This is a genomic window from Anaerococcus provencensis (genome assembly GCF_000312365.2).
In the GTDB taxonomy this organism is placed as follows: Bacteria; Bacillota; Clostridia; order Tissierellales; family Peptoniphilaceae; genus Anaerococcus; species Anaerococcus provencensis.
In genome coordinates this window covers 339,677-362,339 of sequence record NZ_HG003686.1, presented here as the reverse complement: position 1 = coordinate 362,339, position 22,663 = coordinate 339,677, and the positions used below count along the sequence as shown (strand labels likewise).

Here is a 22,663-nt window from a genome sequence, read left to right as displayed (position 1 = left end):
TTTACAACTTATATTTAAAATTATCATTTATAAAAGAAAAAAGTAGGCAAAATACCTACTTTTGTTAATATTATTTACCTATCTGCTAGAAGAAAATATGAGCAAAGACTACTATTATTGGCAGGCTTATGATTGTTCTTTCCAAAAATATGATAAACAAATCTAAAAGTGAAACTGGCAAGTTAGAACCTAGTATCACAGCTCCTGTTTCTGACATATATATTAGCTGTGATACTGATACCGCTGCTATGATAAATCTTGTCATAGGATTTGCTATTTCTGCTGCAAGTATAGATGGTACAACCATATCTGCAAAGCCAACTACCATTGTCGTACTTGCTACTTCAGCTTCTGGAATTTGGAGAAGTTTGAGTAATGGCAAGAATGGCTTGCCCATAATTTGGAAAAATGGTGTCGCCTCTGAAACTATAAGAGCAATAGTACCTGCCGCCATTATTATTGGCACAACACCTAGCCATAGGCCTAGTACTGTCTTTGTTGCACTTATAAAATAATTTTTTACACTAGTATTTGATTCAGCCTTTTTTACTGCAAGTTGTAAGGCCCATTCTTTTTTGCTAAAACCGTCAGGTATATTTTCTGCTTGAGCTTTGACTTCTTTGGTCTTGTACTTATCTTCTTTGCCAGCTAGAGGGTGTATCCTTGGCACTATCAAAGCTGCGACTATTCCTGCCACTGCAACTGTCAAATAAAACTTGCCAAAATAGTCTGTTAGACCAACATTTTCCAATACAACCAAGCAAAATGTGATTGATACTGCAGAAAAAGTTGTTGATATAACAGCTGCCTCTCTAGCTGTATAATATCCCTCTTCGTACTGCTTATTGGTTAGGGTAACTCCAATAGTGCCATCCCCAATCCAGCTAGCCAAGCAATCTATGGCAGATCTACCCGGTAGATTAAATACAGGTCTCATCACAGAGGTCAAAAACACCCCTATGTATTCCAACAGACCAAATTCTGTCAAGAAAGGTAGGATAAATCCAGCAACTAAAAATATTGTAAATAGACCACCTATCAAATCAAACAAGATAAGTCCACCAGTATCCGGACTATAAATTATCTCAGGGCCTACTTTAAAGGCTGTCATAAGACCAAGGGCTAGGCCAATAAATCTTACTAATAGCCAAAAATTAGATATATCTGCTGCATTTTTTAAAACTTCATTATTTTCTATAAAACTTGGTTTAGAAATCTTATACATAAGAGCAAGTATGCAAGAAATGAATATGCATATCAAAACTAAAATATATATAGGAACAATAGAATCGATACCACTATTAACAGCCTTAGAAAGCACTGAAGCCATAACAGTTGATGATCCATCTTTTTCAAAAGGAGTCATTAGAAGTAGCACTCCTATAATAGAAGGAATTATAAACTTCAAAATCCTCTTTAGTGTCAACTTTTCCTTTTTGATCCCTTTACCATTAGGGTTATCCACGTAAATTACCGCCTTTCAAATTTCGCTTTATATATTTATTCCCAATTTGCAAACAATTTAATAATTTGCAAACTTATCTTCAACAGGAAAAATATAAGGTCTTCAAATTCGTTAAATTTTGGACCTGCTATTGTAAGTTTACTCGAATTAGATAAAAATGCTTCTGTTTTTATAAATTTTTTATGTATATATTCTAAAATTTGGTGAAATATGATAATAAAAGTCTTGACATATTAAAATAGAGAAGATATACTATAAGTGTAATGTAAGCGCTTACAAATATATGGAAGGTGATTCTATGGATATTTATGATATTGCAAAAAAATCTGGATATTCTATTGCTACTGTTTCTAGAGTCTTAAATGATTCTAATAAGGTAAGTGATAAGGCTAAAGCAAAGATTTTAAAGGTCATAGAAGAAAATGACTACAGCCCAAATAGGGTTGCAAGATCTCTTGCCAAAAAACAAACGTCTCTTGTTGGAATTATGGTTCCAGATATAAGAAAATACTTTGAATCTCAATCAGCTTACCAGCTAGAGCAAAGACTCAATGCCAACGGCTATCTTACTCTTCTTGGAGATAGTACAGATGACTTGGATGAAAAAATAGCCTACCTTAACCTTCTAAAGGAAAATAAGGTGGATGCTATAGTATGTGTTGGCTCTACCTATGAGCAAGAAGATTTTTATGAGGAAATATTAAAGCTATCAAAAGATATTCCCTTTGCCATGTTAAATGCTAATCCGCTTAATAAAAGCAAAGACATAAGTTATGTATATATTGATGAAATTGACGCTATGAGACAAGCTATGGACCATCTTCATAAAAGAGGCTACAAGCAACCCATATTTGTTTCCTACCATGGAAATAAATATATTACCAGATCTTATATAGCAAAAAAAGCAGGATTTATAGAAGCTCTTGACGAGTTTTACCAAAGTACTGACTTTATAGAAGTTAAAATCAATGATATAGATAAGGATATGAGAAAATTGTATGATTTCCTAAAATCCAACCCAAGGGTAGATGCCATATGCTTTGAGCTTGATCTTTTGGCCATACCAGCATTTAAGTACCTAGTAAATTGTGGAGTTAATATACCAGAAGATATAGCAATCATAGGATTTGATAACATTGATGCAACCAACTATCCAAGCAAAAAAATAACTTCAATAGATCAAAATATAGCTTTGCAAGCTGACATAGCAACTAAGAGCCTTTTTAGATTGATAAATAATGAAAAATTAGAGAATAATGACAACATGATAAAAGCCAAATTAATAGTAAAAGAAACTAGTTAATATAATTTATCGACTCGAATATCAAATTCTATATAACAAACAGAAAAAATACTTTATCTAGCCACGATTTTTATAAATTTGTGGCTGGATAGACTAAAGATGGCTACATATTTTTTTAAAGCAAAATGTAAGCCCTTACATAATATAAGAAAAACTTCTAGGAGGGTATATGAAAAGTAGAGACGTTTCAAATGTGCGTGCTTTTAGCATGAGAGATAAGATTGGATACATGTTTGGTGATTTTGGTAACGATTTTACCTTTATCCTTTCAGTAATGTTTTTGACAAAGTTTTATACTGATGTTATGGGTGTAAACCCAGCCTTAGTAGGAACTATGATGATGTTGGCAAGGTTCTTAGATGCTTTTACCGATATTGGTATGGGGCAAATACTAGATAGGTCGCTTGCAGGTCCAAAGGGAAAATACAAACCTTGGATCAAAAGAATAGCAATCCCCGTTGCCTTTGTTTCTCTCTTAATGTATGCCAACTGGTTTTCTGATAAATCAATGGGTTTTAAGATTTTCTGGATGTATATGACTTACATACTTTGGGGTTCAATCTTTTATACCATGATTAACATCCCTTATGGATCTATGGCTTCAGTAATATCTGACGACCCTGTCCATAGATCAGAACTATCCACCTTTAGAACTATAGGCGCTACTTTAGCTGGCCTTGTTATTGGCGTAGTTGGTCCAATGATTGTAATGGTGAAAAACGACCTAGGACAAACAGTAATGGACGGTTCAAAGATGAGCCTATTTGCCTTGGTTTGTTCAGTTCTTGCTGTTATTTGCTACATGGTTTGCTACGTAAACGTTGAAGAACGAGTTGTAACAGAGCCTAAAGGTGAAAGTGTTAGCCTAGGACAAACCTTAAAAGGTATGTTTACATCAAAGTCCCTTATAGGAATAATCCTTGCAGCCCTAATGCTATTACTAGGTCAACTATCTATGAGCCAAATGGCCGGCTATATCTTCCCAAATTATTTTGGAGATGCTAAGGGACAATCAATAGCTGCTGCTTTGCAGGTAGTTGTGATTTTAGCTATGGCTCCTTTTGTGAAAAAAGGCGTTTTAAAATACGGTAAGAAAGAAATGTCAATAGTTGGTGGTTTAGTCGGTGGCATCGCTCTGATCATAGGCTATTTATTAAAAACAACTAATCTTACATTGTTTTTAATAATAATAGCTTTGGCAAATGTTGGTGTTGGTATATTTAACCTTTCTATCTGGGCTATGATAACGGATGTTATTGATGATATAGAGGTTAGAACAAATAAAAGAGATGAAGGAACAATCTACGGCTCATACTCTTTTGCAAGAAAATTAGGCCAAGCTTTATCAGCTGGCATCATTGGATTTGTGATGAATGCTATAGGATATTCACAAGCTACAGCCTTTGATCCAGATGTATTAAGCGGAATATATAGCATATCTACATTGCTTCCAGGCCTAGCAATGATTGGTCTAGTGCTTGTATTAAAATTTATCTATCCATTAGATAGAAAGACCGTTGAAGCAAACGCTCTTGAGCTAAAACGTAGACGTGAAATCAGTAACTAAGTATTAATTTATAAAGGAGAAAAAATGTTATATCCAATTCAAACAAAATCTAGAATAGTATCAAGCCTTGACGGCATGTGGGAGTTTGTACTCGGTGATAGTAAGCTTAATGAAAGTTTAGCAGAAAAAAGATTAAATGAATCTCGCCCTATGCCAGTTCCATCTTCATATAATGATATTTATGAAGACAAAGAACTCCGCGATCATTTTGGATGGGTCTACTACCAAAGACACTTTGATATTCCAGCAAAGCTTACAGAAGATAGACTTGTATTAAGATTTGATGCTGTAACCCACTTTGCAAAGGTATATATCAACGGAAAAGAAGTATGTAAACACAAGGGTGGTTTCCTTCCTTTTGAAGTTGATATCACAGATAAGGTAAAAGATTGTAATAACCTACTTACAGTTGCTGTTAGTAACGTAGTAAATTATGAAACCCTGCCTATAGGCGGTCTTGGTGGTGGTGGCATGCTCGATGCTCTTTCTATGGGATCCGAGAAAGCAGACTTGGCCGAAGATTTTGTCCAAACGAAAAACTCACCAAACTTTGATTTCTTTAACTATGCAGGCATCACCAGACACGTTAGACTATATACAACTCCAAAAGCATACATCTCTGATATAACAATGACAAATGATGAAGTTAGCGAAAATGAAGCAGTATTAGGATATAAGCTTGATGTTTGTGGCAAGGCCGATGCAAAAATTTATGTTTACGACGAAGACGGAAACTGTGTAGCCCAAAGTGAAGGCTTAGAAGGAAAGCTAAGTATCAAAGATGTTAAACTTTGGTGGCCACTAAATGCTTATCTTTACGATATCGTAGCAGTATATGGTGAAGATGAATACCATCTACCATATGGAATCAGAACTGTTAGAGTTGATGGCAATAAGTTCTTGATTAATGAAAAGCCATTCTATTTCAAGGGCTACGGCAAACATGAAGACACCTTCCCTAATGGACGTGGCATAAATGAAGTAATGAATTACAAGGACCTATCACTAATGTCTTGGCAAGGTGCCAACTCATATAGAACAAGCCACTACCCATATTCAGAAGAAATGATGAGACTTTCAGATAGACTTGGCTTTGTAGTTATAGATGAAACTCCTGCTGTAGGAATAAATGGAATGTTCGGTGGTGGTGCAAACTTTGGCGGACAGCCGCTTCCAACATTTGGTCACGAAAAGTCAATTGGAACATTAGTATTTGACCACCACAAAGAAGTGATACACGAATGGATAGCTCGTGACAAGAACTACGCATCAGTTGTGATGTGGTCAGTAGCTAACGAACCTGATTCTTATAGCGAGGGTGCTTATGAATATTTCAAACCTCTGTTTGACCTAACACGTGAACTCGACCCACAAAACAGACCAGTAACTCTTGTGTCCGTACAAATGGGAGGTGGCCCAAGAGCAGATGTATCTTCAAAACTTTCTGATGTAATTTGTATCAACAGATACTATGGATGGTATTTTGGAGGTCCTGACCTTGTTGGCCCTATGCAAGCTTTCAGAGAAGAGCTTGATATTTGGGAAGAAATAGGAAAACCAGTCATAATCACAGAGTACGGTGCAGATACGGTAGCTGGCATGCATGATACAGCAGATAACCCAGTAATGTATACAGAGGAATACCAAGTAGCCTATTACAAAGCAAACAACCAAGTAATAGACGAATATGACTGTGTAGTTGGTGAACACCCATGGAACTTTGCTGATTTTGCAACCGATCAGAACCTGCTTAGGGTCCAAGGAAACAAAAAAGGCATATTTACAAGAGATAGAAAACCAAAGCTTGCAGCACACTACTTTAAGGAAAGATGGAACTCAATACCTCACTTCAATTGGGAGAAAAGAAAATAAGTAGTTCTAAGCCTAGCCTAGCCAGGTTGGGCTTTTAAATATATTTTTAAATAAGAAAGGAATAAAAATGGACTTAACACTTCAAAATTTTGATCAATACAAGGAAAAAATCGACCACACACCAAGCTATGATATCAAAAAGCTACGTGATGATTCAATCAAAGACCCAAAATGGTTGGCCTTTGGTTCAGGAAATATCTTCCGTGGATTCATTGCAAGGGTTGGTCAAGATATGATTGAATCCGGCAAATTTGACAGAGGAATTTCTGTTGTTGAAACATTTGATACAGAAATCATCGACAGAATCTATAAACCATATGATAACCTAGCCCTCTCAGTAACCCTCCACAAAGATGGAAACTTTGATACAAACTTAATAGCAAACCTTGCTGAAGCCCTAACTCTTGCTGACAAAGATAGGATCAAGGAAATAGCCCTAAATAAAAATTTGGAACTTATGAGCTTTACAATCACTGAAAAAGGTTACAATCTTTATGCATCAAATGGCGAGCTTATGGATGTAGTAAAGGCTGATATGGAAGGCGATCCAAAGGATGCAAAGCACCTAATGAGTATAGTTACAAATCTTCTTTACGAAAGATACAAGGATAGCAAGGCTCCACTAACCCTCCTTAGCCTTGATAATGCAAGCCACAATGGGGACTTGGTCAAAAAATCTGTCATGATGATAGGACAAGCTTGGAAGGATAATGGCAAAGTAGATGAAGGATTTATTGATTATCTTAATAATGATATTTCATTCCCTCTTTCAATGATTGACAAAATCACACCAAGGCCAGCTGATGTAGTTAAAGATTATGTTGAAGAGCTTGGATTTACTAATATGGACACAGTCATAACAGGCAAAAACACTTACATCGCCCCATTTGTAAACTCTGAAGAAGCAGAATATTTGGTAATTGAAGACAATTTCAAAAATGGTCGCCCTCCATTTGAAGAAGGTGGAGTTTACATGGCTGACCGTGACACAGTCAACAATGTTGAGACTATGAAAGTTACAACTTGCCTAAACCCACTCCATACAACCCTTGCAACCTATGGCTGCATATTAGATTACCAATCAATAGCTGAAGAAATGAAAGATGAAGAGTTGGTAAAGCTCATCAAGAAAATAGGTTATGAAGAAGGACTTCCCGTTGTAATTAACCCAGGCATCATCAACCCACAAGACTTCATAGATGAGGTAATAAATATAAGACTTCCAAACCCATATATGCCAGATACCCCACAAAGAATAGCTACAGATACAAGCCAAAAAATGTCTGTAAGATTTGGACAAACCATCAAAGGCTACATGAATGATGAGGGTAAAGATGCTGCAAGCTTAACATATATACCACTTGCCATAGCTGGTTGGCTCAGATACCTCATGGCAATTGATGATAAGGGCAATGAATTTGAACTATCTCCAGATCCATTAATGGACGAACTAGAAGAGATATTTTCATCAATGAAACTTGGAGAAATAGAAGATATATCAGCTATCAAGGAACTTTTATCAAATGAAAAAATATTTGGTGTAAACCTCATAGAAGCTGACCTTGATGACAAAATCATCAAGTTCTTTAGAGAACTATCTGCTGGTCCAGGTGCTGTAAGAGCAACCCTAGAAAAATACCTAAATTATAGAAAGGAAATATGCTTATGAAAATGACTTTTAGACACTATGGTAACGACGATCCAATTAGCCTAGAATACATCGGCCAAATCCCTGGGGTTGATGGCGTAATGGCTATGATGAACGAATTTGAAGCTGGTGAAGTTTGGGATAAGGAAATCTTCCAAAAGTATGTCGATGATTGCCATGCAGCAGGACTAAAGTGCGAAGTAATCGAATCAATCAACGTTCATGAAGATATTAAAATGGGTCTAGATAGCCGTGACAAATACATCGAAAACTACAAACAATCTCTAAGAAATGTAGCAGAATGTGGAGTTAAAGTTGTCATTTATAACTTCATGCCAGTATTTGACTGGGTCAAAACAGAATTGAAACACCAACTTCCTGACGGATCAAATACCCTTGCCTTCGACCAAAAAATGGTAGAAGGCCTTACACCACGTGATATGGTAGATGGGATTCTTGAAGGAGCTGGAGACTTTGAACTTCCTGGATGGGAGCCAGAAAGATTAGAGCTATTAGAAGAAGTTTTAAAACAATACGAGTCAATCGATGAAGATAAACTACGCGAAAACTACAAGTATTTCCTAGAAGCAATATTGCCAACTTGTGAAGAAGTAGGTATCAAAATGGCTGTTCACCCAGATGATCCAGCTTGGCCAATCTTTGATATTCCAAGAATCACATCAACTGTAGAAGATCTAGAAAAAATAGTAAACTTGGTAGATAGTCCAGCAAACACCCTTTGTGTATGTACAGGTTCTCTAGGTAGTCGCAAGGAAAATGATGTAGCATCTATCCTATACGATTTTGCAAAAAGAGGCAAAATCGGAGCGGTTCACGCTAGAAACATCAAATTTACAGGAGATAAAAAATTCTACGAAGCAGCTCATAAGAGCGACTGCGGATCATTAGATATGTATGAAATAATGAAATCCCTATCCGATGCAGGCTTTGATGGATACATCAGGCCAGACCATGGACGTATGATCTGGGGCGAAGAAGGAAGAGCTGGATATGGCTTATACGACAGAGCCCTAGGGGTAACTTACCTAAACGGCCTATGGGAAGCTATAGAAAAAGATAAAGAAAGATACGGCGCAAAAGAAAAAAATGAATAATGTAAAGATAGCCTGGCTTATCCCAGGCTTCTTGCCAAATATAGAGGATAAAATATGAAATTTAAAAAACATTTTTTAGCTGTATGCATGCTTTTAATCCTTGTCCTAACAGGATGTGGATCAAACAATAGTCAAGCAGATAGCAATAAAACAATAATAAGAGTGGGTCACAACCAATCCCAAAAGCACCCTACTCATATTGGTCTATTAGCATTTGAAAAATACATAGAAGAAAACTTGGGCGACAAATACGATGTGCAAGTTTTCCCATCAGAACTTTTGGGCTCACAAACCGATATGGTTCAACTTACACAAACTGGCGCAATCAATATTTGTGTAGCAAGTAATGCCATACTTGAAACATTTGATGACGTTTACGAGATATTTAATCTACCATACTTATTTGCATCAGCTGAGTCATACCACCATGTAATGGACGATCCCGAAATTACTAATCCAATTTTTACATCCACTAAGGATGCAGGTTTCCAAGCTGTTACTTGGTTAGATGCCGGAAGTAGGTCTTTTTATACAAAAGATCGTCCAATAAAATCAGCTGATGACCTCAAAGGGCTAAAAATCAGAGTCCAACAATCTCCTACAAATGTAAAAATGATGAGTTTGTTAGGAGGTTCAGCTTCTCCTATGGGATTTGGAGAGGTTTATACAGCCCTTCAAGCAGGAATTATAGATGGAGCTGAGAATAACGAAATGTCTCTAACTGACAATGGCCACGGCGATATTTGTAAATACTACTCATACGATATGCACCAAATGGTTCCAGATATAGTAATTGCAAACTACGAATGGCTAAATGATTTGCCAGAAGATGAAAAAGCTATATTTGAAGAAGGATTTAAAATATTAAGTGAGGAGCAAAGAAAAGAATGGGTCACTGCAGTTGAAAATGCCAAAGAAAAGGCAGCCAATGACCAAGGAGTAGAATTCATCTACCCAGATCAAAGTGAATTTGTAGAAAAAGTTGCCCCACTAACAAAAGAGGTTTTACAAAGAAATACTAAACTTCAACCTTACTATGATAAAATTCAAGAATATAACAAAGAATTCCCAGCACAAAAGGAGGCCAAACAATGAGAAAAGTTTTAGATAAAACAATGAAATTTTTATCAGCTGTAACTCTATTTGTCATGCTTATCTTAGTTGTTTGGCAAGTCTTTACAAGATATATTTTGAAAAATCCATCAACTTGGTCTGAAGAACTAGTTGGTTATCTATTTGCTTGGTCCACCCTATTTGGTGCAAGTCTTATAGTTAGCGAGCGTGGTCATATGAATATTCCAGTATTTGTTGACACAAAGAGTCCAAACGTCCAAAAGAAAGCCGCGATATTTTCTGAAGTAATAATCTTCTTATTCTCTCTTGCAGTATTAACTTATGGAGGAATCAGAATAACCCGCCTTGCCCTAAATCAAATGACTTCGTCACTAGGACTTCCAATAGGTCTGTTCTATATTCCACTTCCTCTTACTGGAATTATAAATATGATATATTCAGTATACAATATCCGTATGATAATAAACGGAGAAGTTGAATTTATCAAAGCTGAATCTGCAAGCGAATCCTCAACTCGCGAGGTAAACAAGGCAGGTGAAGTTGCAAAATATGAAAACCTTACAGAAAATGTAGCTGGTCCAAAAAAAACCACTAATTATTCTATTTCAAATAGCGAAACGGATGATAATAAAGTGGTTATTGAAAGCGATAAAGGAGAGTAAAAATGGGTGGACAAGCATTAGCAGTAATATTAATAGTTTTGGCGGCTCTTTTGATCCTGGGCGTTCCAATCGCCTTTTCAATAGGACTAGCAAGTATAGTAACAATCCTAGCTACTGTGCCACTCAAGGTTGCAGTGCTAACAGCAGCTCAAAGAACCTTTGTAGGAATGAGTTCCTTTACCCTTACAGCTATTCCGTTTTTTATCCTAGCTGGTAACCTCATGAATGAGGGTGGTATAGCAAAAAGGTTAGTAGATTTCGTAATGGCAATACTTGGAAAACTTCCAGGTGCCTTACTAGTTACAAATATTGGCGCCAATGCCCTATTTGGAGCAATTTCTGGATCAGCATCTGCTGCTGCAGCAGCTGTTGGTTCTATGGTAAAACAAGGTGAAGAAGAAATGGGCTATGACAAAGCCCTATCAGCTGCAGCAAATGGTGCAAGTGCTCCAGCTGGTTTACTAATCCCACCAAGCAATGCTCTAATCACATATTCCCTAGTTTCAGGTGGTACTTCAATAGCAGCCTTATTCCTAGCTGGATATTTACCAGGATTTTTATGGGCCTTGGGTTGTACAATAGTTGCAGTTATTGTTTCCCACAAAAAAGGCTATACAGGAGTTGAGGGTAAGTTCTCTTGGTCAAATCTTGGGCTAGCTACCCTACGTGCTCTTCCAGCCCTTGGACTTATCTTTGTAGTAATAGGTGGTATCGTAGCTGGTGTATTCACTGCTACAGAAGGTTCAGCTATATCTGTAATTTACGCTCTAATCTTAGGTTTAATTTATAAAAACCTTAATTTTAATAAGATTATAGATATCTTGATAGAATCTGCAAAAATGAGCGCTATTGTAGTGTTTTTGATTGGTGTCAGTAATATTCTTTCCTGGGTAATGGCCTTTACAGGTATCCCACAAATGATAGGTAATGCTCTATTATCCGTAACTAGTTCACCAATAGTCCTACTATTAATAATGAATATAATCTTATTAATTTCCGGAACTTTTATGGATGTTACACCAGCTATCTTAATATTTACACCATTATTTTTGCCAATCGTGGAATCATTTGGTATGAACCCTGTACAATTTGGTATCATCATTGTTTACAACCTATGTATTGGTAACATCACACCACCAGTTGGTAACACACTTTTCGTTGCAATTAAAGTTGGAGATACAAAGTTACAAAAAGTTATGCCATATATGCTAAGATTCTATGCTTTCATATTAATTGGTTTGATTCTTGTAACCTATGTCCCTGCCATTTCCTTACACCTACCACAAAGCGCAGGACTATTATAAAGGAGCTATAACATGAAACAATTTTTGACAGATGATTTTTTATTAAACACTGAATACGCCAAGACTTTATATCATAATTACGCAAAAGATATGCCCATTTTTGACTGGCACTGCCACCTTGAAGCTGAAGAAATTTATAAAAACGAAAAAATCGAATCAATTACAAAGGCTTGGCTTGGCGGAGACCACTACAAGTGGAGAGTTATGAGGGCCGTTGGTGTAGACGAAGAACTTATAACAGGAGATGCGGATGACTTTGATAAATTCAAAGCTTACGCTGCTACTATGCCATACCTAATAGGCAACCCTATCTACCACTGGACTCATTTGGAACTTAAAAACTACTTTGGCATAGATTATTGCCTAGAAAAAGATACTGCCGAAGAGATTTATAAGATTGCCAATGAAAAATTATCCACAGATGATTTTAGACCACGTGGCCTTATAAAAATGAGCAATGTTGCTGCAGTATGCACAACAAATGATCCAATTGATGACCTCCACTACCACGATTTACTTGAAGAAGATGAGTCTTTTGAAACTATAGTAAAACCAGCCTTTAGACCAGATAAGGCCATTGCCATAGAAAAGGAAGACTATGGTGCCTACATCAAAAAGCTTTCAGAAGCATCTGGAGTGGATATCAAGTGCTTCAAAACTTTGAAAGATGCCCTCTACAAGAGAATGGAATTCTTCAAAGAAAAAGGATGTGGAGCAAGCGATCAAGCCTTTAAATACGTCCCATTTGAAAAAGCAAGCGATGAGGAAATTGACAATATTATCAAGAAAAAACTTTCAGGCCAAATACTTTCTATCAAAGAAGAAGACGCCTACAAAACTAGTCTTATGATTTGGCTAGGCAAAAATTATAAGGACTTTGACTGGGCTATGGAACTTCACCTAGGAGTTATCCGCGATAATTCTACCAAGCTAGAAGAAGAACTAGGCCACGATGTTGGCGGAGATGCTACAAACGACCAATACTATGCAGAAAATCTAGCCAATCTCCTAAATGAGATTGAAAAGATAAATGGCTTGCCAAGAACTATTATTTTCCCACTAAATGAAGCTGAATTTTACCCTGTATCAACAATAGCAGGTTCATTTAATAGAGGAAATGATGAAGGTGTTCTAACTGCTCAACTTGGACCAAGTTGGTGGCATCTTGACCACAAAGAAGGAATGCTTGGACAAATGAAAATAATGTCAGCAACTAGCGCCTTTGCAAAATCAATCGGTATGATTACAGATTCAAGATCCTTCCTATCATATCCTAGACACGAATATTACAGAAGATTATTATGTAGGTTCGTAGGTCAAATCGTTGCTGACGGCGAATATCCATGGGATGAACAATTCCTTGGACAAATGATAGAAGATATCTGCTTTAATAACGCCAAAAATATTATTAAATTATAGGAGGCTATTTTGTTAAAATATCAAGTACTAAACAGAGTTCACGAGTTAGGAATTGTTCCTGTAATTAGGGGCAATTCCAAAGATGAAGCCTTAGGATATTGCAAGGCCCTCATCGATGGTGGCATTGATATCCTAGAAGTAACCTTTACAATACCAAACGCCCTAGATGTATTCAAGGAACTTAAGGACCAACTCCCAGACACAGCAACTCTTGGAGCCGGAACTGTGATGGATGCCACAACAGCAAGACTAGCTATATTAAATGGCGCAAAATTTATAGTATCTCCAGGTTTTAGTGAAGAAGTTGCTAAAATGTGCAATCTTTACCAAGTACCTTATATGCCTGGATGCATGACATTTACAGAAATGACAAAAGCCCTAGAATACGGAGTTGATCTAATCAAACTATTCCCAGGTTCTCTTCCAGGCCCTAGTTATGTAAAAGCTATTCACGGCCCACTTCCACAAGCTAATATTATGCCCACAGGTGGAGTAAGCCTAGATAATATTGCAGATTGGTTTGCTGCTGGAGTATTTGCCGTAGGCGCTGGATCAAATCTTGTTAAAGGTAGCCACGATGAAATAGTAGAGCAGGCCAAAAAATATCTAGCAAAAATAGCAGAATGTAGGGAATAGATGAAAAAAATTGTAGCATTTGGGGAAGCTCTAATGAGGCTATCCCCTCCAAATTACCAAAGATTTTTACAAGCAAGAAATTTTGACATAAACTACGGAGGTGCAGAAGCAAATGTTGCTTTGGCTCTAGCAAATCTCGGATATGATCCATATTATGTCACAAAAGTTCCAGATAATGCCCTAGGTCATGCAGCAATAAATTCTATACGTCAATTTGGAGTAAACACCAAGTACGTAGTATATGGTGGAGACAAACTAGGCTTATATTTCCTAGAAACAGGTTCATCAGTCAGAGCAAGTAATGTTATATATGACAGGAAAAATTCTGCTATTTCATCAGCCAAATCCGAAGAATTTGATTGGGATGAGATTTTTACAGGTAAGGATATCTTCCTAGTGACAGGAATCACACCTGCTATAAGTGATAATCTTCCCCAAATAACAGAAGAAGCTCTAAAAAAAGCCAAAGAAAAAAATCTTGAAATTGTTATAGATGTAAACTATAGGGCAAAAATGTGGGATTTGAAAAAAGCAAATCAAGTAATGGCAAAACTATTGCCTTATGCCGATATTGTTATAGGATTTACCCCAGATATTCTACTAGAAATCGACCAAAACTTAGCCCCAGATGAACATGTAAATCTGCTAAAGAGAATGGTAGAAACATATGATTTAAAAATTGCAGCATCTACCTTTAGAACAAGCCACTCAGCAAACCATAACAGTCTAAAAGCCAAACTTTACGATGGCAAAAATCTCTACACTAGCAAAGAATATGAATTTGACATAGTAGATAGGGTTGGTGGCGGAGACTCCTTTACCACAGGACTTATAAGCGGAATATTGGACGAAAAACCTATCCAAGAAGCTCTAGAATTTGCCACAGCTACAAGCGTATGGAAACACACTATTCCTGGAGATGCAAATATAGTAAGTAAAGAAGAAATAGAAAATCTAGCAAAGGGTGGGTCTACTTTGGTGCAAAGATAATATTTATAAAAATCCAGAGATAAGTATTAATACTGTCTCTGTTTTTTTATATTCAAAATATTATGCACTTTTCCTAATAAACGTTATAATATAGGTAAATTAATAACAATCTAAAATCAATCTTATGATAAAGCATAAAAGGGGATAATATAAGAAAATGAATAAAGAAATTTTAAATAATATTTCTTTTTATTCTAAACAAAGAGAAAATCAATTTTTTGATAGAAAAAGTGCTAGAATAAAACCATTATATATTCTAAAACATTTAGTTGCATTTGCAAACGCTGAAGGTGGTCAGTTAGTAATTGGTATAGAAGATGATGGTGATATTACAGGTTTTAATTATAATAAAGCTCATAAAATAGATGAGTTCAGAAATATTGCCATTACAGAATTAAGAGAAACGCCTATTAAAGTTAAGTTTAATTTACTTGATGTAAAAAATAATAAAGGTAAAGAGGATAAAATTCTTATAATTTCTATTGATCCTTCAACAGATAGAGTCATAAAATCTTATGATGGTAAAGTATATTTAAGACAAAATGACAAATCAAAAGAACTAAATTTCGAACAAATTTTACAGCTACAATATGATAGAGGGCAAAGATTCTTCGAAGATGAGATTGTTTCTGGAGCAACTATAGAAGATATTGATAAAGACCTTATTAACGAATATAAGAAAATAATGAATTCTACCGATTTAACAAACGAAGAAGTACTAAAGGCTAGGAATTTTATTATCAATGGTAATATCACTAATGCAGGAATCTTGCTCTTTGGTAAAAATCCAAGCAAATTTTTACCACAAGCTAGGCTTAGAGTTATAAAGTATAATGGCATGCATCAAAATGTAGGTACTGAAATAAATATTATTAAAGAAAAAACTTTTGATAGTGCAATTCCAAATATTATAAGAGATTCAAGAGAATTTATAAATACTCAGCTCCGTGATTTTCAATATCTTGATAAAGATGGGAAATTCAAATCAATGCCAGAATACCCGGAATTTGCATGGTTTGAAGGTATAGTAAATGCTCTAACTCACAGAAATTATTCAATAAGAGGAGAACATATAAAAGTATTAATATTTGATGATAGATTAGAAATTATTAGTCCAGGATTATTGCCTAATATAGTTACAATAGAAAATATACTACACCAAAGATATTCAAGAAATCCGAGGATAGCTAGAGTGCTAAGTGAATTCGGTTGGGTCAAAGAGATGAATGAAGGAGTAAAAAGAATATATTCTGAAATGGAACGATTCTTTTTAAAAGATCCATCGTATTCTGAACCAAATGATAATGTATTATTAATTTTAGAAAATAATATTTTAAATAGAAATTTAAGAGTAGAAGATAATATTAAAAGATCTATTTCGGATGAACTTTTTGATAATTTACGTGATGAAGAAAAATTGGTATTACACTTCATGTACAATAGTGGGAGTACAATTAATACTAGCAAAGCCTCCGAATTAGTTAATAGGAGCAAGTCCTTTTGTAGACAAATGCTAAAAGATTTAGAAAGTAAAGGTTTGCTAATTTGGCATGGAACTTCTGTCACAGATAGTAATCAATATTACTCACTTAATATTAGTTTTGAATAATATTTTGATTTGGTGAGCAATGTTGAGCTGTGGTGAGCAATGTTGAGCTGTGGTGAGCAATGTTGAGCTGTGGTGAGCAATGTTGAGCTGTGGTGAGTAAAATGTAAAAATAAGAGGAAAAAAATATCTCCGGTGATTTATTTATATCTACCTAGAAATAAAATAGGGGCTGTTGCAAAATAGATAAATCGTTCCTATATCATTCGAGCACCCTACCAGAAAGGTCTCTGTCAGCCGACTGGCTAAAGTTCAAACTTTCTGATAGTGCACTCCAGTGATGGAACTATATATACATATCAATTTGCAACATCCCCATTTCTATTTAATGAGTGATTTACTAGAAATCTATCTTTTCTCCGTAATAAGCTGCTTTATATATTTTCTTTATATCTTCAGCTGATGTTTCTCTTGGGTTTGTTAGTGTACAAGCATCGGCAAAGGCATTTTTGCTCATTTCATCTAATACTTCTTCGAAGTCTTTTTCTTCAATTACGGTATTTTTTCCATCTTTGATATTTGCTGAAATTCCTACTGATGCATTTAATTTTCTGATTTCTTCTGCTATATCATCAATACCAAGTAGTTTTTCTAATTCATCGTATTTATCAGTTGATTTTCTATTGTAATCAATGATATAAGGTAGCATAATAGCATTGGCCTCTCCGTGGGTTAGGTGGAAAATACCGCCAATTTTATGAGCCATGGAGTGAACTATACCAAGAGATGCATTTGAAAATGCCATACCTGCAAGGGTTGAAGCGTCGTGCATCTTTTCTCTCGCTTCTAGGTCTTCTCCATTATCATAGGCTTTCTTTAGGTTTTCAAATACAAGTTCTATTGCCTTTAGGGCATGAGGTGATGTGTAGTCATCGGCACTTGTTGAAACATATGCTTCAACTGCATGGGTCATAACATCCATACCTGTTTGAGCTGTGATAAGTGGAGGCATCTTAGCTGGGATTTCTGGATCAACTATAGCTACATCAGGAACAAAGTCTGCGTGAACTAGTGGGTATTTGATCTTGTTTTCTGTATCTGTGATTACAGAAAATGCTGTTATTTCTGATGCTGTACCAGATGTTGATGCAATACAAGCCATCTTTGCCTTATTTCTTAGTGGTGGATTTTCGAAATTAGCAAGTTTAGCAAAGTCATAGTCAGGATGTTCGTAATAAACCCACATTACCTTAGCAGCGTCCATAGCAGATCCACCGCCTAGGGCAATTATCCAATCTGGATTAAATTCTAACATCTTTGCTCCGCCGTCCTTGCAAGTTTGTATAGAAGGATCTGGCTCAACTCCATCTATTATTTGAACTTCCATACCACCTTCTTCAAGGATTTCTTTGGCCTTGTCCAAAAAACCAAACCTTTTCATAGAAGAGCCACCAGTAACTATAGTAGCTTTTTTGCCATCAAGTTCTTTTAGATAATCTAGGGAATTTTCACCGTGAACAATAACTCTTGGTACACTGTAAGCTTTCATTGTCATAATTTTTCTCCTTTTGTTAATTTATTATTTATCATTATTTTATGCTAAGATACTTTGTTTGTCAATCAATAGACCAATTTAAAATTGGGCAAAAAAAGAGCAAGCCATACTTGGCTCACTCACAAATTTTACATTGTACCGTCAATATATTTTGCTCTTAGTTTTAGGGCAGATGGGCATACTGCTATACCACCTTCTCCTGTTTCTCTAAGTCCGTGTGGTAGGCTATCTCCTACTCTCTTCATAGCTTCTACTGCTTCATCAAATGTTACATACATAGTTACTCCGGCCATAGCCATGTCAGCACTTGCTAGGGCATTCATTACGCCGTTTGCATTTCTAAGGTTACATGGGAATTCTACCATGCCACCGATTGGGTCACATACTAGGCCCATGATGTTTAGTAGGGCACAAGTTGCAGCTTTTCCTTGAGTTTCTATATCATATCCACGAAGATACACTGCTGCAGCTGCTGCCATTGCTGCTGCTGATCCTGTTTCTGCTTGGCATCCACCTTCTGCTCCTGCAAAGGTTGCATTGTCAAATATTACTTGGCCAATTTGGGTTGCTACTAGCATGGCTTCCATTAGTTTTCTATCGTCATAACCGTATTTGTGATACATGGTCATAAGTGTTGCAGGAAGGATTCCTGATGCTCCTGCTGTTGGAGCTGCTACTATCCTACCCATAGCTGCGTTTACTTCACTTGTTGATAGGGCCATAGCCATAGCTTTTGCTGCAGTTTCCCCAAGTATTGATTCTCCTCCCAAGAAATAATCATTCATGGTCTTTGCATTGCCACCTGTCATACCTGTTACTGATGTTACAGCTACATCAAGGGCTTGATGTGAAGATTCTTTCATTATATCAAGTGTTCTTTGAAGTCTATCAAATATTTCTTCTTCAGTTTTTTTTGTATTTTCTATTTCATCTTTTATGGATAGTTCCCACAAAGTTAAGTTTTCTTCTTGGCATCTTTCTTTTAATAATTCAAATTTTGTAAGCATAATTCTTCCTATTGTAAATATTTAATGAAGGTAAAGTCTTTACCTTTTCTAATTAATTCCAATACATCTTCTGTTAGTGGCTCGTCTAGTTCGCAAACAAGCATCACATTATCCCCTTCTTTGATGGTTTTCATTAGGTGAATATTGTAACCATGGTCAAAGAGTATGTTTGAAACAAAGGCAATTATGCCCTTTTGCTCTCCATATGACATAAATAAAGTTGGTTTGTTTGCATAATATTCTATCTTGTTGCCATAAATTTTTGTGATAACTATTGCTCCACCACCGATTGAGGATCCTTCTATATCAATTGGTTCTCTTCCATCAGGGTATTTGAAGATGATTCTTACAGTGTTTGGATGAACATCGCCAAGGTCTGTTTCTATGAAGTCATAAGCTATGCCTTGTTCTTTTGCATATTCAAAAGCATTGATGATTCTATCATCTTCTGGTCCAAAGCCCAAAACTCCACCAACCAAGGCTCTATTTGTACCATGACCCTTGTAGGTTGCTGCGAAAGATCCGTGCAAGTAGAAATCAACTTCATTGAAACCTGGCTCAACAATCTTTCTTGCTACATTTGCTATTTTACAAGCTCCTGCAGTATGCGAAGAGCTTGGCCCAACCATTACTGGGCCTATGATATCGAAAATTGACGCATTAACTGTCATATAATCTCCTTTATGTTTTGATAAAGAAAGGTAGCAAACATAGTTGTGCTACCTTCTTTTAATTTGCAAAGGCTAATTTATTCTATCTTGGATTTTCAACAACTGGTGCTGGTGTCCAATCCTTATTGCCTAAGATTTTTCTATTATAAAATTTATCTACTGCTGCTGCTATTGCAACGTCCCCTGAAATGTTAGCTGCTGTACCAAATGAGTCTTGGGTTAGATATAGAGAAATCAACAAACTTGCCATTGCTGATTCTGGTGAAATACCTACTATTGGTAAGAATGGCAATGCACTCATTACAGCCCCGCCTGGTGCTCCTGGTGCTGCTACCATAGCTACACCCAATGTTGCGATTAATGAAAGCATTAATCCAAATGAGTGTGGAAGGTTGTACATGTATAAAATTGTAAATACACAACCTGTGATTGTAATCATAGATCCTGGCATGTGTACTGTTGCTCCAAGAGGTACAACGAAGTCTGCAATCTCACGGCTAACACCGTTGTTTGCTGCACATTGTAAGTTTACTGGAATTGTTGCAGCAGATGATTGTGTACCAACGGCTGTCATATATCCCTTTACTTCATTTTTAATCATAGCAAATGGGTTTTTACCTGTGTAAGAACCTGAAATTATGAACATTAGTGTTACATAAAGTAGGTGTAGGATTACTATGCATAGGAATATTCTCCAGAATATGCTTAGTACTGCAAACACTGTTCCAGAATGTGCCATATCTGCGAAGTTACCTAAGATGAAAAATGGTAGTATTGGTACAATTGCAACTTCAAGAACTCTTACAATAATTAAGTTAAATTCAGAAACCGCATTATAAAGTACTTCACCCTTGTTATTCTTACGTAACCAAGAAATAGCAATACCCATCATAAATGCAAAAATTAATGCACTAGTTACATCAAAAAATGGTGTTATTGGAACTGTGAAATATGCTTCAAGTCCACTTCCCTCTGAAGCTGTAATAGCATCTACTTGAGCTGAAGTAATGAATTTTGGAAATATATTGCTAGCCATGACATATGATAAGCTTCCAGCTACTAATGTAGAACAATATGCTATTAATACTGTTATACCCAATAATTTTCCTGCCCCTTCACCAAGATCTGCGATACCCTTGGTAACGAAAGCTAAAATCATTAATGGAATAATGAATGATAAGAATGATCCAAAGATCTTAGAAAATGTTACAAATATTCTTGTAAACCAAGCTGGCATATATGTGCCTATTAGGATACCAAGAATGATTGCAACGATTAGTTTTGGAACAAGTCCAATGTTTTTTAAACGTCCCATAAAATTCTCCTATATATATTATTATGTAAACCTTTGCAACTAAATTATAACCTATTTTTGGCAAAATTAAAACAGTAAAACATAAATTTTTTCAAATTTATATTTTATTGTTCATTTCCCCAACAAATCTTAGAATCTATCTAGTCTTCAGTTATAATCTAGAACTACATTATATAGTATAAAAACGTTTTTTGCAAGACTTGATATTAAAATTTTACAAAATTTTAACTATTTATTCCTAATCGCATAATAATAAAACAATAAAAGCTTATCCTTAATGGCATCTCAATATTTGAGAACTAGGATAAGCTTTTTACATTTATTTGATTTTTAAGTCAAAATATTATTTGCAATTTTTTTGGTATCTTTCTTCAACCACATCCCAATTTACAACCTTCCACCATTCTTCTAAGTATTTAGGCCTTGCATTTTGGTAGTCTAGGTAGTATGCATGTTCCCAAACATCGTTGCCTAGAAGTGGTGTTTTGCCGCAAAGAATTGGGTTATCTTGATTTTTTGTAGAGATAACTTCAAGACCTTCTTCACTTACAACAAGCCATGCCCAACCTGAACCAAATTGACCCTTGCCTGCTTCTTCAAATTCTTTTTTGAATGCATCAAATGATCCAAATTTTTCATCAATTGCTTTTTTCAATTCACCAACAGGTTCACTTGATCCACCTGGAGTCATTGTATCCCAAAATAGGTTGTGGTTTAATACCCCGCCAAGATTGTTGATAAGTTTTTGTTTTTTGTCAGCATCATCTGTTATATTTTCTATATCCTTTAATAGGCACTTTGGACAAGATTTTTCTTCATAGCCTGTGCCTTCCAAAAGTTTATTTGCTGTATCAACATAAGCTTGATGGTGCTTATCGTGGTGGAATGTCATTGTTTCTTTTGAGATAACTGGCTCTAGTGCATCATATTCGTAAGGTAATTTCTTAAGTTCTAGCATTATATAAAACCTCCTAATGGTTTAATTTTTATTTTAATTTACACTTAATATATACCCACAATTGATAATGAAAATCATTATTTATTATTATAATTTACTAGACCTGTAGCTTCGTAGTACACAACTGGTTCTTGATCTGGATCGTAGGCCGTCATTTTATAGGTCACAAATCCATCAACACCTTCACGTCTTACTTTCTTTTCAGTGATTTCTACCTTTATATCATAAAGAGTATCTGCATATACTGGCTTTATCCACTGGCCACCATCTAGCCATGCGCCAGCAACAAGTCCATCCATATCTATGCCTGTTTTGACCCATTGCCCCCAAAAGGCCATATTTGCAAAAGAACCGGGAGCAATGATTTTCCCAAATCTGGATTTCGCCGCAGCCTCTTTGTCTATATGAATAGGTCTTGGATCGTATTTTTTGCCATATTCTATAATTTCTTCTTCTGTAAATGATATAGGCTCGATTTCGTCATCAAAAACCATACCTACTTTATAATCTTCAAAATACATATCTTCACCTCTTAGGAAATTTTATACCCAATTTG

General features: G+C 35.8%; 19 protein-coding genes. 12 read left to right on the top strand and 7 right to left on the bottom strand.

Annotated features, from left to right (window positions below; translation table 11 throughout):
- Positions 1-85: 85 nt before the first annotated feature.
- Entirely contained in the window at positions 86-1,366 is a 1,281-nt protein-coding gene (locus tag BN38_RS04460) for a YjiH family protein (protein ID WP_094777099.1), read from the bottom strand.
- Positions 1,367-1,763: 397 nt separating this feature from the next.
- Here BN38_RS04460 and BN38_RS04455 point away from each other — a divergent pair, with 397 nt between their 5' ends.
- From BN38_RS04455 to BN38_RS04400, 12 genes are all read left to right on the top strand, one after another.
- Complete coding sequence (locus BN38_RS04455; RefSeq protein ID WP_044565790.1) at positions 1,764-2,768, top strand: LacI family DNA-binding transcriptional regulator; 1,005 nt, start codon at positions 1,764-1,766, stop codon at positions 2,766-2,768.
- A 169-nt stretch (positions 2,769-2,937) separates the two neighbouring features.
- Positions 2,938-4,335: an MFS transporter gene (locus BN38_RS04450; RefSeq protein ID WP_044565788.1), complete on the top strand. Its 1,398-nt coding sequence runs from the start codon at positions 2,938-2,940 to the stop codon at positions 4,333-4,335.
- 24 nt (positions 4,336-4,359) lie between these two features.
- Entirely contained in the window at positions 4,360-6,207 is a 1,848-nt protein-coding gene (gene uidA, locus BN38_RS04445) for a beta-glucuronidase (protein WP_044565787.1), read from the top strand.
- A gap of 67 nt (positions 6,208-6,274) precedes the next feature.
- Entirely contained in the window at positions 6,275-7,876 is a 1,602-nt protein-coding gene (locus BN38_RS04440; protein ID WP_044565786.1) for a mannitol dehydrogenase family protein, read from the top strand.
- Positions 7,873-8,970, top strand: coding sequence for a mannonate dehydratase (locus BN38_RS04435; RefSeq protein WP_044565785.1), 1,098 nt, complete (start codon positions 7,873-7,875; stop codon positions 8,968-8,970). The genes BN38_RS04440 and BN38_RS04435 overlap by 4 nt, the downstream gene beginning before the upstream one ends.
- A gap of 54 nt (positions 8,971-9,024) precedes the next feature.
- Positions 9,025-10,065, top strand: a complete 1,041-nt coding sequence (locus BN38_RS04430) for a TRAP transporter substrate-binding protein (protein ID WP_044565784.1) — start codon at positions 9,025-9,027, stop codon at positions 10,063-10,065.
- Positions 10,062-10,706: a TRAP transporter small permease gene (locus BN38_RS04425; protein WP_084593748.1), complete on the top strand. Its 645-nt coding sequence runs from the start codon at positions 10,062-10,064 to the stop codon at positions 10,704-10,706. The genes BN38_RS04430 and BN38_RS04425 overlap by 4 nt, the downstream gene beginning before the upstream one ends.
- A 2-nt stretch (positions 10,707-10,708) precedes the next feature.
- Positions 10,709-12,010 carry a TRAP transporter large permease gene (locus tag BN38_RS04420; RefSeq protein ID WP_044565783.1) on the top strand — a complete coding sequence of 434 codons (1,302 nt, stop codon included), beginning with the start codon at positions 10,709-10,711 and terminating at the stop codon, positions 12,008-12,010.
- A gap of 12 nt (positions 12,011-12,022) precedes the next feature.
- On the top strand, positions 12,023-13,429 hold the full coding sequence (uxaC, locus tag BN38_RS04415; RefSeq protein WP_044565782.1) for a glucuronate isomerase: 1,407 nt from the start codon (positions 12,023-12,025) through the stop codon (positions 13,427-13,429).
- Between the two features lie 9 nt (positions 13,430-13,438).
- Positions 13,439-14,065 (top strand): bifunctional 2-keto-4-hydroxyglutarate aldolase/2-keto-3-deoxy-6-phosphogluconate aldolase, encoded by a 627-nt coding sequence (locus BN38_RS04410; RefSeq protein WP_044565781.1) that lies wholly within the window; start codon positions 13,439-13,441, stop codon positions 14,063-14,065.
- Positions 14,066-15,055, top strand: a complete 990-nt coding sequence (locus BN38_RS04405; RefSeq protein WP_044565780.1) for a sugar kinase — start codon at positions 14,066-14,068, stop codon at positions 15,053-15,055. It abuts the gene before it with no gap.
- A gap of 157 nt (positions 15,056-15,212) precedes the next feature.
- A complete protein-coding gene (locus BN38_RS04400) occupies positions 15,213-16,664 on the top strand; it encodes an ATP-binding protein (protein ID WP_044565779.1) in 1,452 nt (483 codons plus the stop codon).
- Between the two features lie 337 nt (positions 16,665-17,001).
- On the opposite strand, the gene BN38_RS04395 is transcribed toward BN38_RS04400, so the two are convergent.
- The 6 genes from BN38_RS04395 to BN38_RS04370 all read right to left on the bottom strand — a co-directional run bounded on the left by BN38_RS04395 (position 17,002) and on the right by BN38_RS04370 (position 22,628).
- Positions 17,002-18,156 carry an iron-containing alcohol dehydrogenase gene (locus BN38_RS04395; RefSeq protein ID WP_084593747.1) on the bottom strand — a complete coding sequence of 385 codons (1,155 nt, stop codon included), beginning with the start codon at positions 18,154-18,156 and terminating at the stop codon, positions 17,002-17,004.
- A 128-nt stretch (positions 18,157-18,284) separates the two neighbouring features.
- Complete coding sequence (sdaAA, locus tag BN38_RS04390) at positions 18,285-19,163, bottom strand: L-serine ammonia-lyase, iron-sulfur-dependent, subunit alpha (RefSeq protein ID WP_044565778.1); 879 nt, start codon at positions 19,161-19,163, stop codon at positions 18,285-18,287.
- A gap of 8 nt (positions 19,164-19,171) precedes the next feature.
- On the bottom strand, positions 19,172-19,834 hold the full coding sequence (sdaAB, locus tag BN38_RS04385; protein ID WP_044565777.1) for an L-serine ammonia-lyase, iron-sulfur-dependent subunit beta: 663 nt from the start codon (positions 19,832-19,834) through the stop codon (positions 19,172-19,174).
- Positions 19,835-19,916: 82 nt separating this feature from the next.
- The gene (locus BN38_RS04380; RefSeq protein ID WP_044565776.1) at positions 19,917-21,149 is read right to left on the bottom strand and encodes a dicarboxylate/amino acid:cation symporter; all 1,233 of its coding nucleotides are present in this window, start codon (positions 21,147-21,149) and stop codon (positions 19,917-19,919) included.
- A gap of 343 nt (positions 21,150-21,492) precedes the next feature.
- Complete coding sequence (locus BN38_RS04375; protein ID WP_044565775.1) at positions 21,493-22,107, bottom strand: superoxide dismutase; 615 nt, start codon at positions 22,105-22,107, stop codon at positions 21,493-21,495.
- A gap of 77 nt (positions 22,108-22,184) precedes the next feature.
- Positions 22,185-22,628 (bottom strand): MaoC/PaaZ C-terminal domain-containing protein, encoded by a 444-nt coding sequence (locus BN38_RS04370; protein WP_044565774.1) that lies wholly within the window; start codon positions 22,626-22,628, stop codon positions 22,185-22,187.
- Positions 22,629-22,663: the final 35 nt, after the last annotated feature.

What these genes read in the sequence shown, in the direction of transcription:
- BN38_RS04420 (WP_044565783.1), top strand. Translation starts at nt 10,709, where the DNA reads ATGGGTGGACAAGCATTAGCAGTAATATTAATAGTTTTGGCGGCTCTT.
- BN38_RS04460 (WP_094777099.1), bottom strand. Translation starts at nt 1,366, where the DNA reads ATGACTCCTTTTGAAAAAGATGGATCATCAACTGTTATGGCTTCAGTG.
- BN38_RS04455 (WP_044565790.1), top strand. Translation starts at nt 1,764, where the DNA reads ATGGATATTTATGATATTGCAAAAAAATCTGGATATTCTATTGCTACT.
- BN38_RS04425 (WP_084593748.1), top strand. Translation starts at nt 10,062, where the DNA reads ATGAGAAAAGTTTTAGATAAAACAATGAAATTTTTATCAGCTGTAACT.
- BN38_RS04375 (WP_044565775.1), bottom strand. Translation starts at nt 22,107, where the DNA reads ATGCTAGAACTTAAGAAATTACCTTACGAATATGATGCACTAGAGCCA.
- sdaAA (WP_044565778.1), bottom strand. Translation starts at nt 19,163, where the DNA reads ATGCTTACAAAATTTGAATTATTAAAAGAAAGATGCCAAGAAGAAAAC.
- BN38_RS04370 (WP_044565774.1), bottom strand. Translation starts at nt 22,628, where the DNA reads ATGTATTTTGAAGATTATAAAGTAGGTATGGTTTTTGATGACGAAATC.
- BN38_RS04450 (WP_044565788.1), top strand. Translation starts at nt 2,938, where the DNA reads ATGAAAAGTAGAGACGTTTCAAATGTGCGTGCTTTTAGCATGAGAGAT.
- BN38_RS04400 (WP_044565779.1), top strand. Translation starts at nt 15,213, where the DNA reads ATGAATAAAGAAATTTTAAATAATATTTCTTTTTATTCTAAACAAAGA.
- BN38_RS04395 (WP_084593747.1), bottom strand. Translation starts at nt 18,156, where the DNA reads ATGACAATGAAAGCTTACAGTGTACCAAGAGTTATTGTTCACGGTGAA.
- sdaAB (WP_044565777.1), bottom strand. Translation starts at nt 19,834, where the DNA reads ATGACAGTTAATGCGTCAATTTTCGATATCATAGGCCCAGTAATGGTT.
- BN38_RS04430 (WP_044565784.1), top strand. Translation starts at nt 9,025, where the DNA reads ATGAAATTTAAAAAACATTTTTTAGCTGTATGCATGCTTTTAATCCTT.
- BN38_RS04380 (WP_044565776.1), bottom strand. Translation starts at nt 21,149, where the DNA reads ATGGGACGTTTAAAAAACATTGGACTTGTTCCAAAACTAATCGTTGCA.
- BN38_RS04435 (WP_044565785.1), top strand. Translation starts at nt 7,873, where the DNA reads ATGAAAATGACTTTTAGACACTATGGTAACGACGATCCAATTAGCCTA.
- BN38_RS04405 (WP_044565780.1), top strand. Translation starts at nt 14,066, where the DNA reads ATGAAAAAAATTGTAGCATTTGGGGAAGCTCTAATGAGGCTATCCCCT.
- uidA (WP_044565787.1), top strand. Translation starts at nt 4,360, where the DNA reads ATGTTATATCCAATTCAAACAAAATCTAGAATAGTATCAAGCCTTGAC.
- BN38_RS04440 (WP_044565786.1), top strand. Translation starts at nt 6,275, where the DNA reads ATGGACTTAACACTTCAAAATTTTGATCAATACAAGGAAAAAATCGAC.
- uxaC (WP_044565782.1), top strand. Translation starts at nt 12,023, where the DNA reads ATGAAACAATTTTTGACAGATGATTTTTTATTAAACACTGAATACGCC.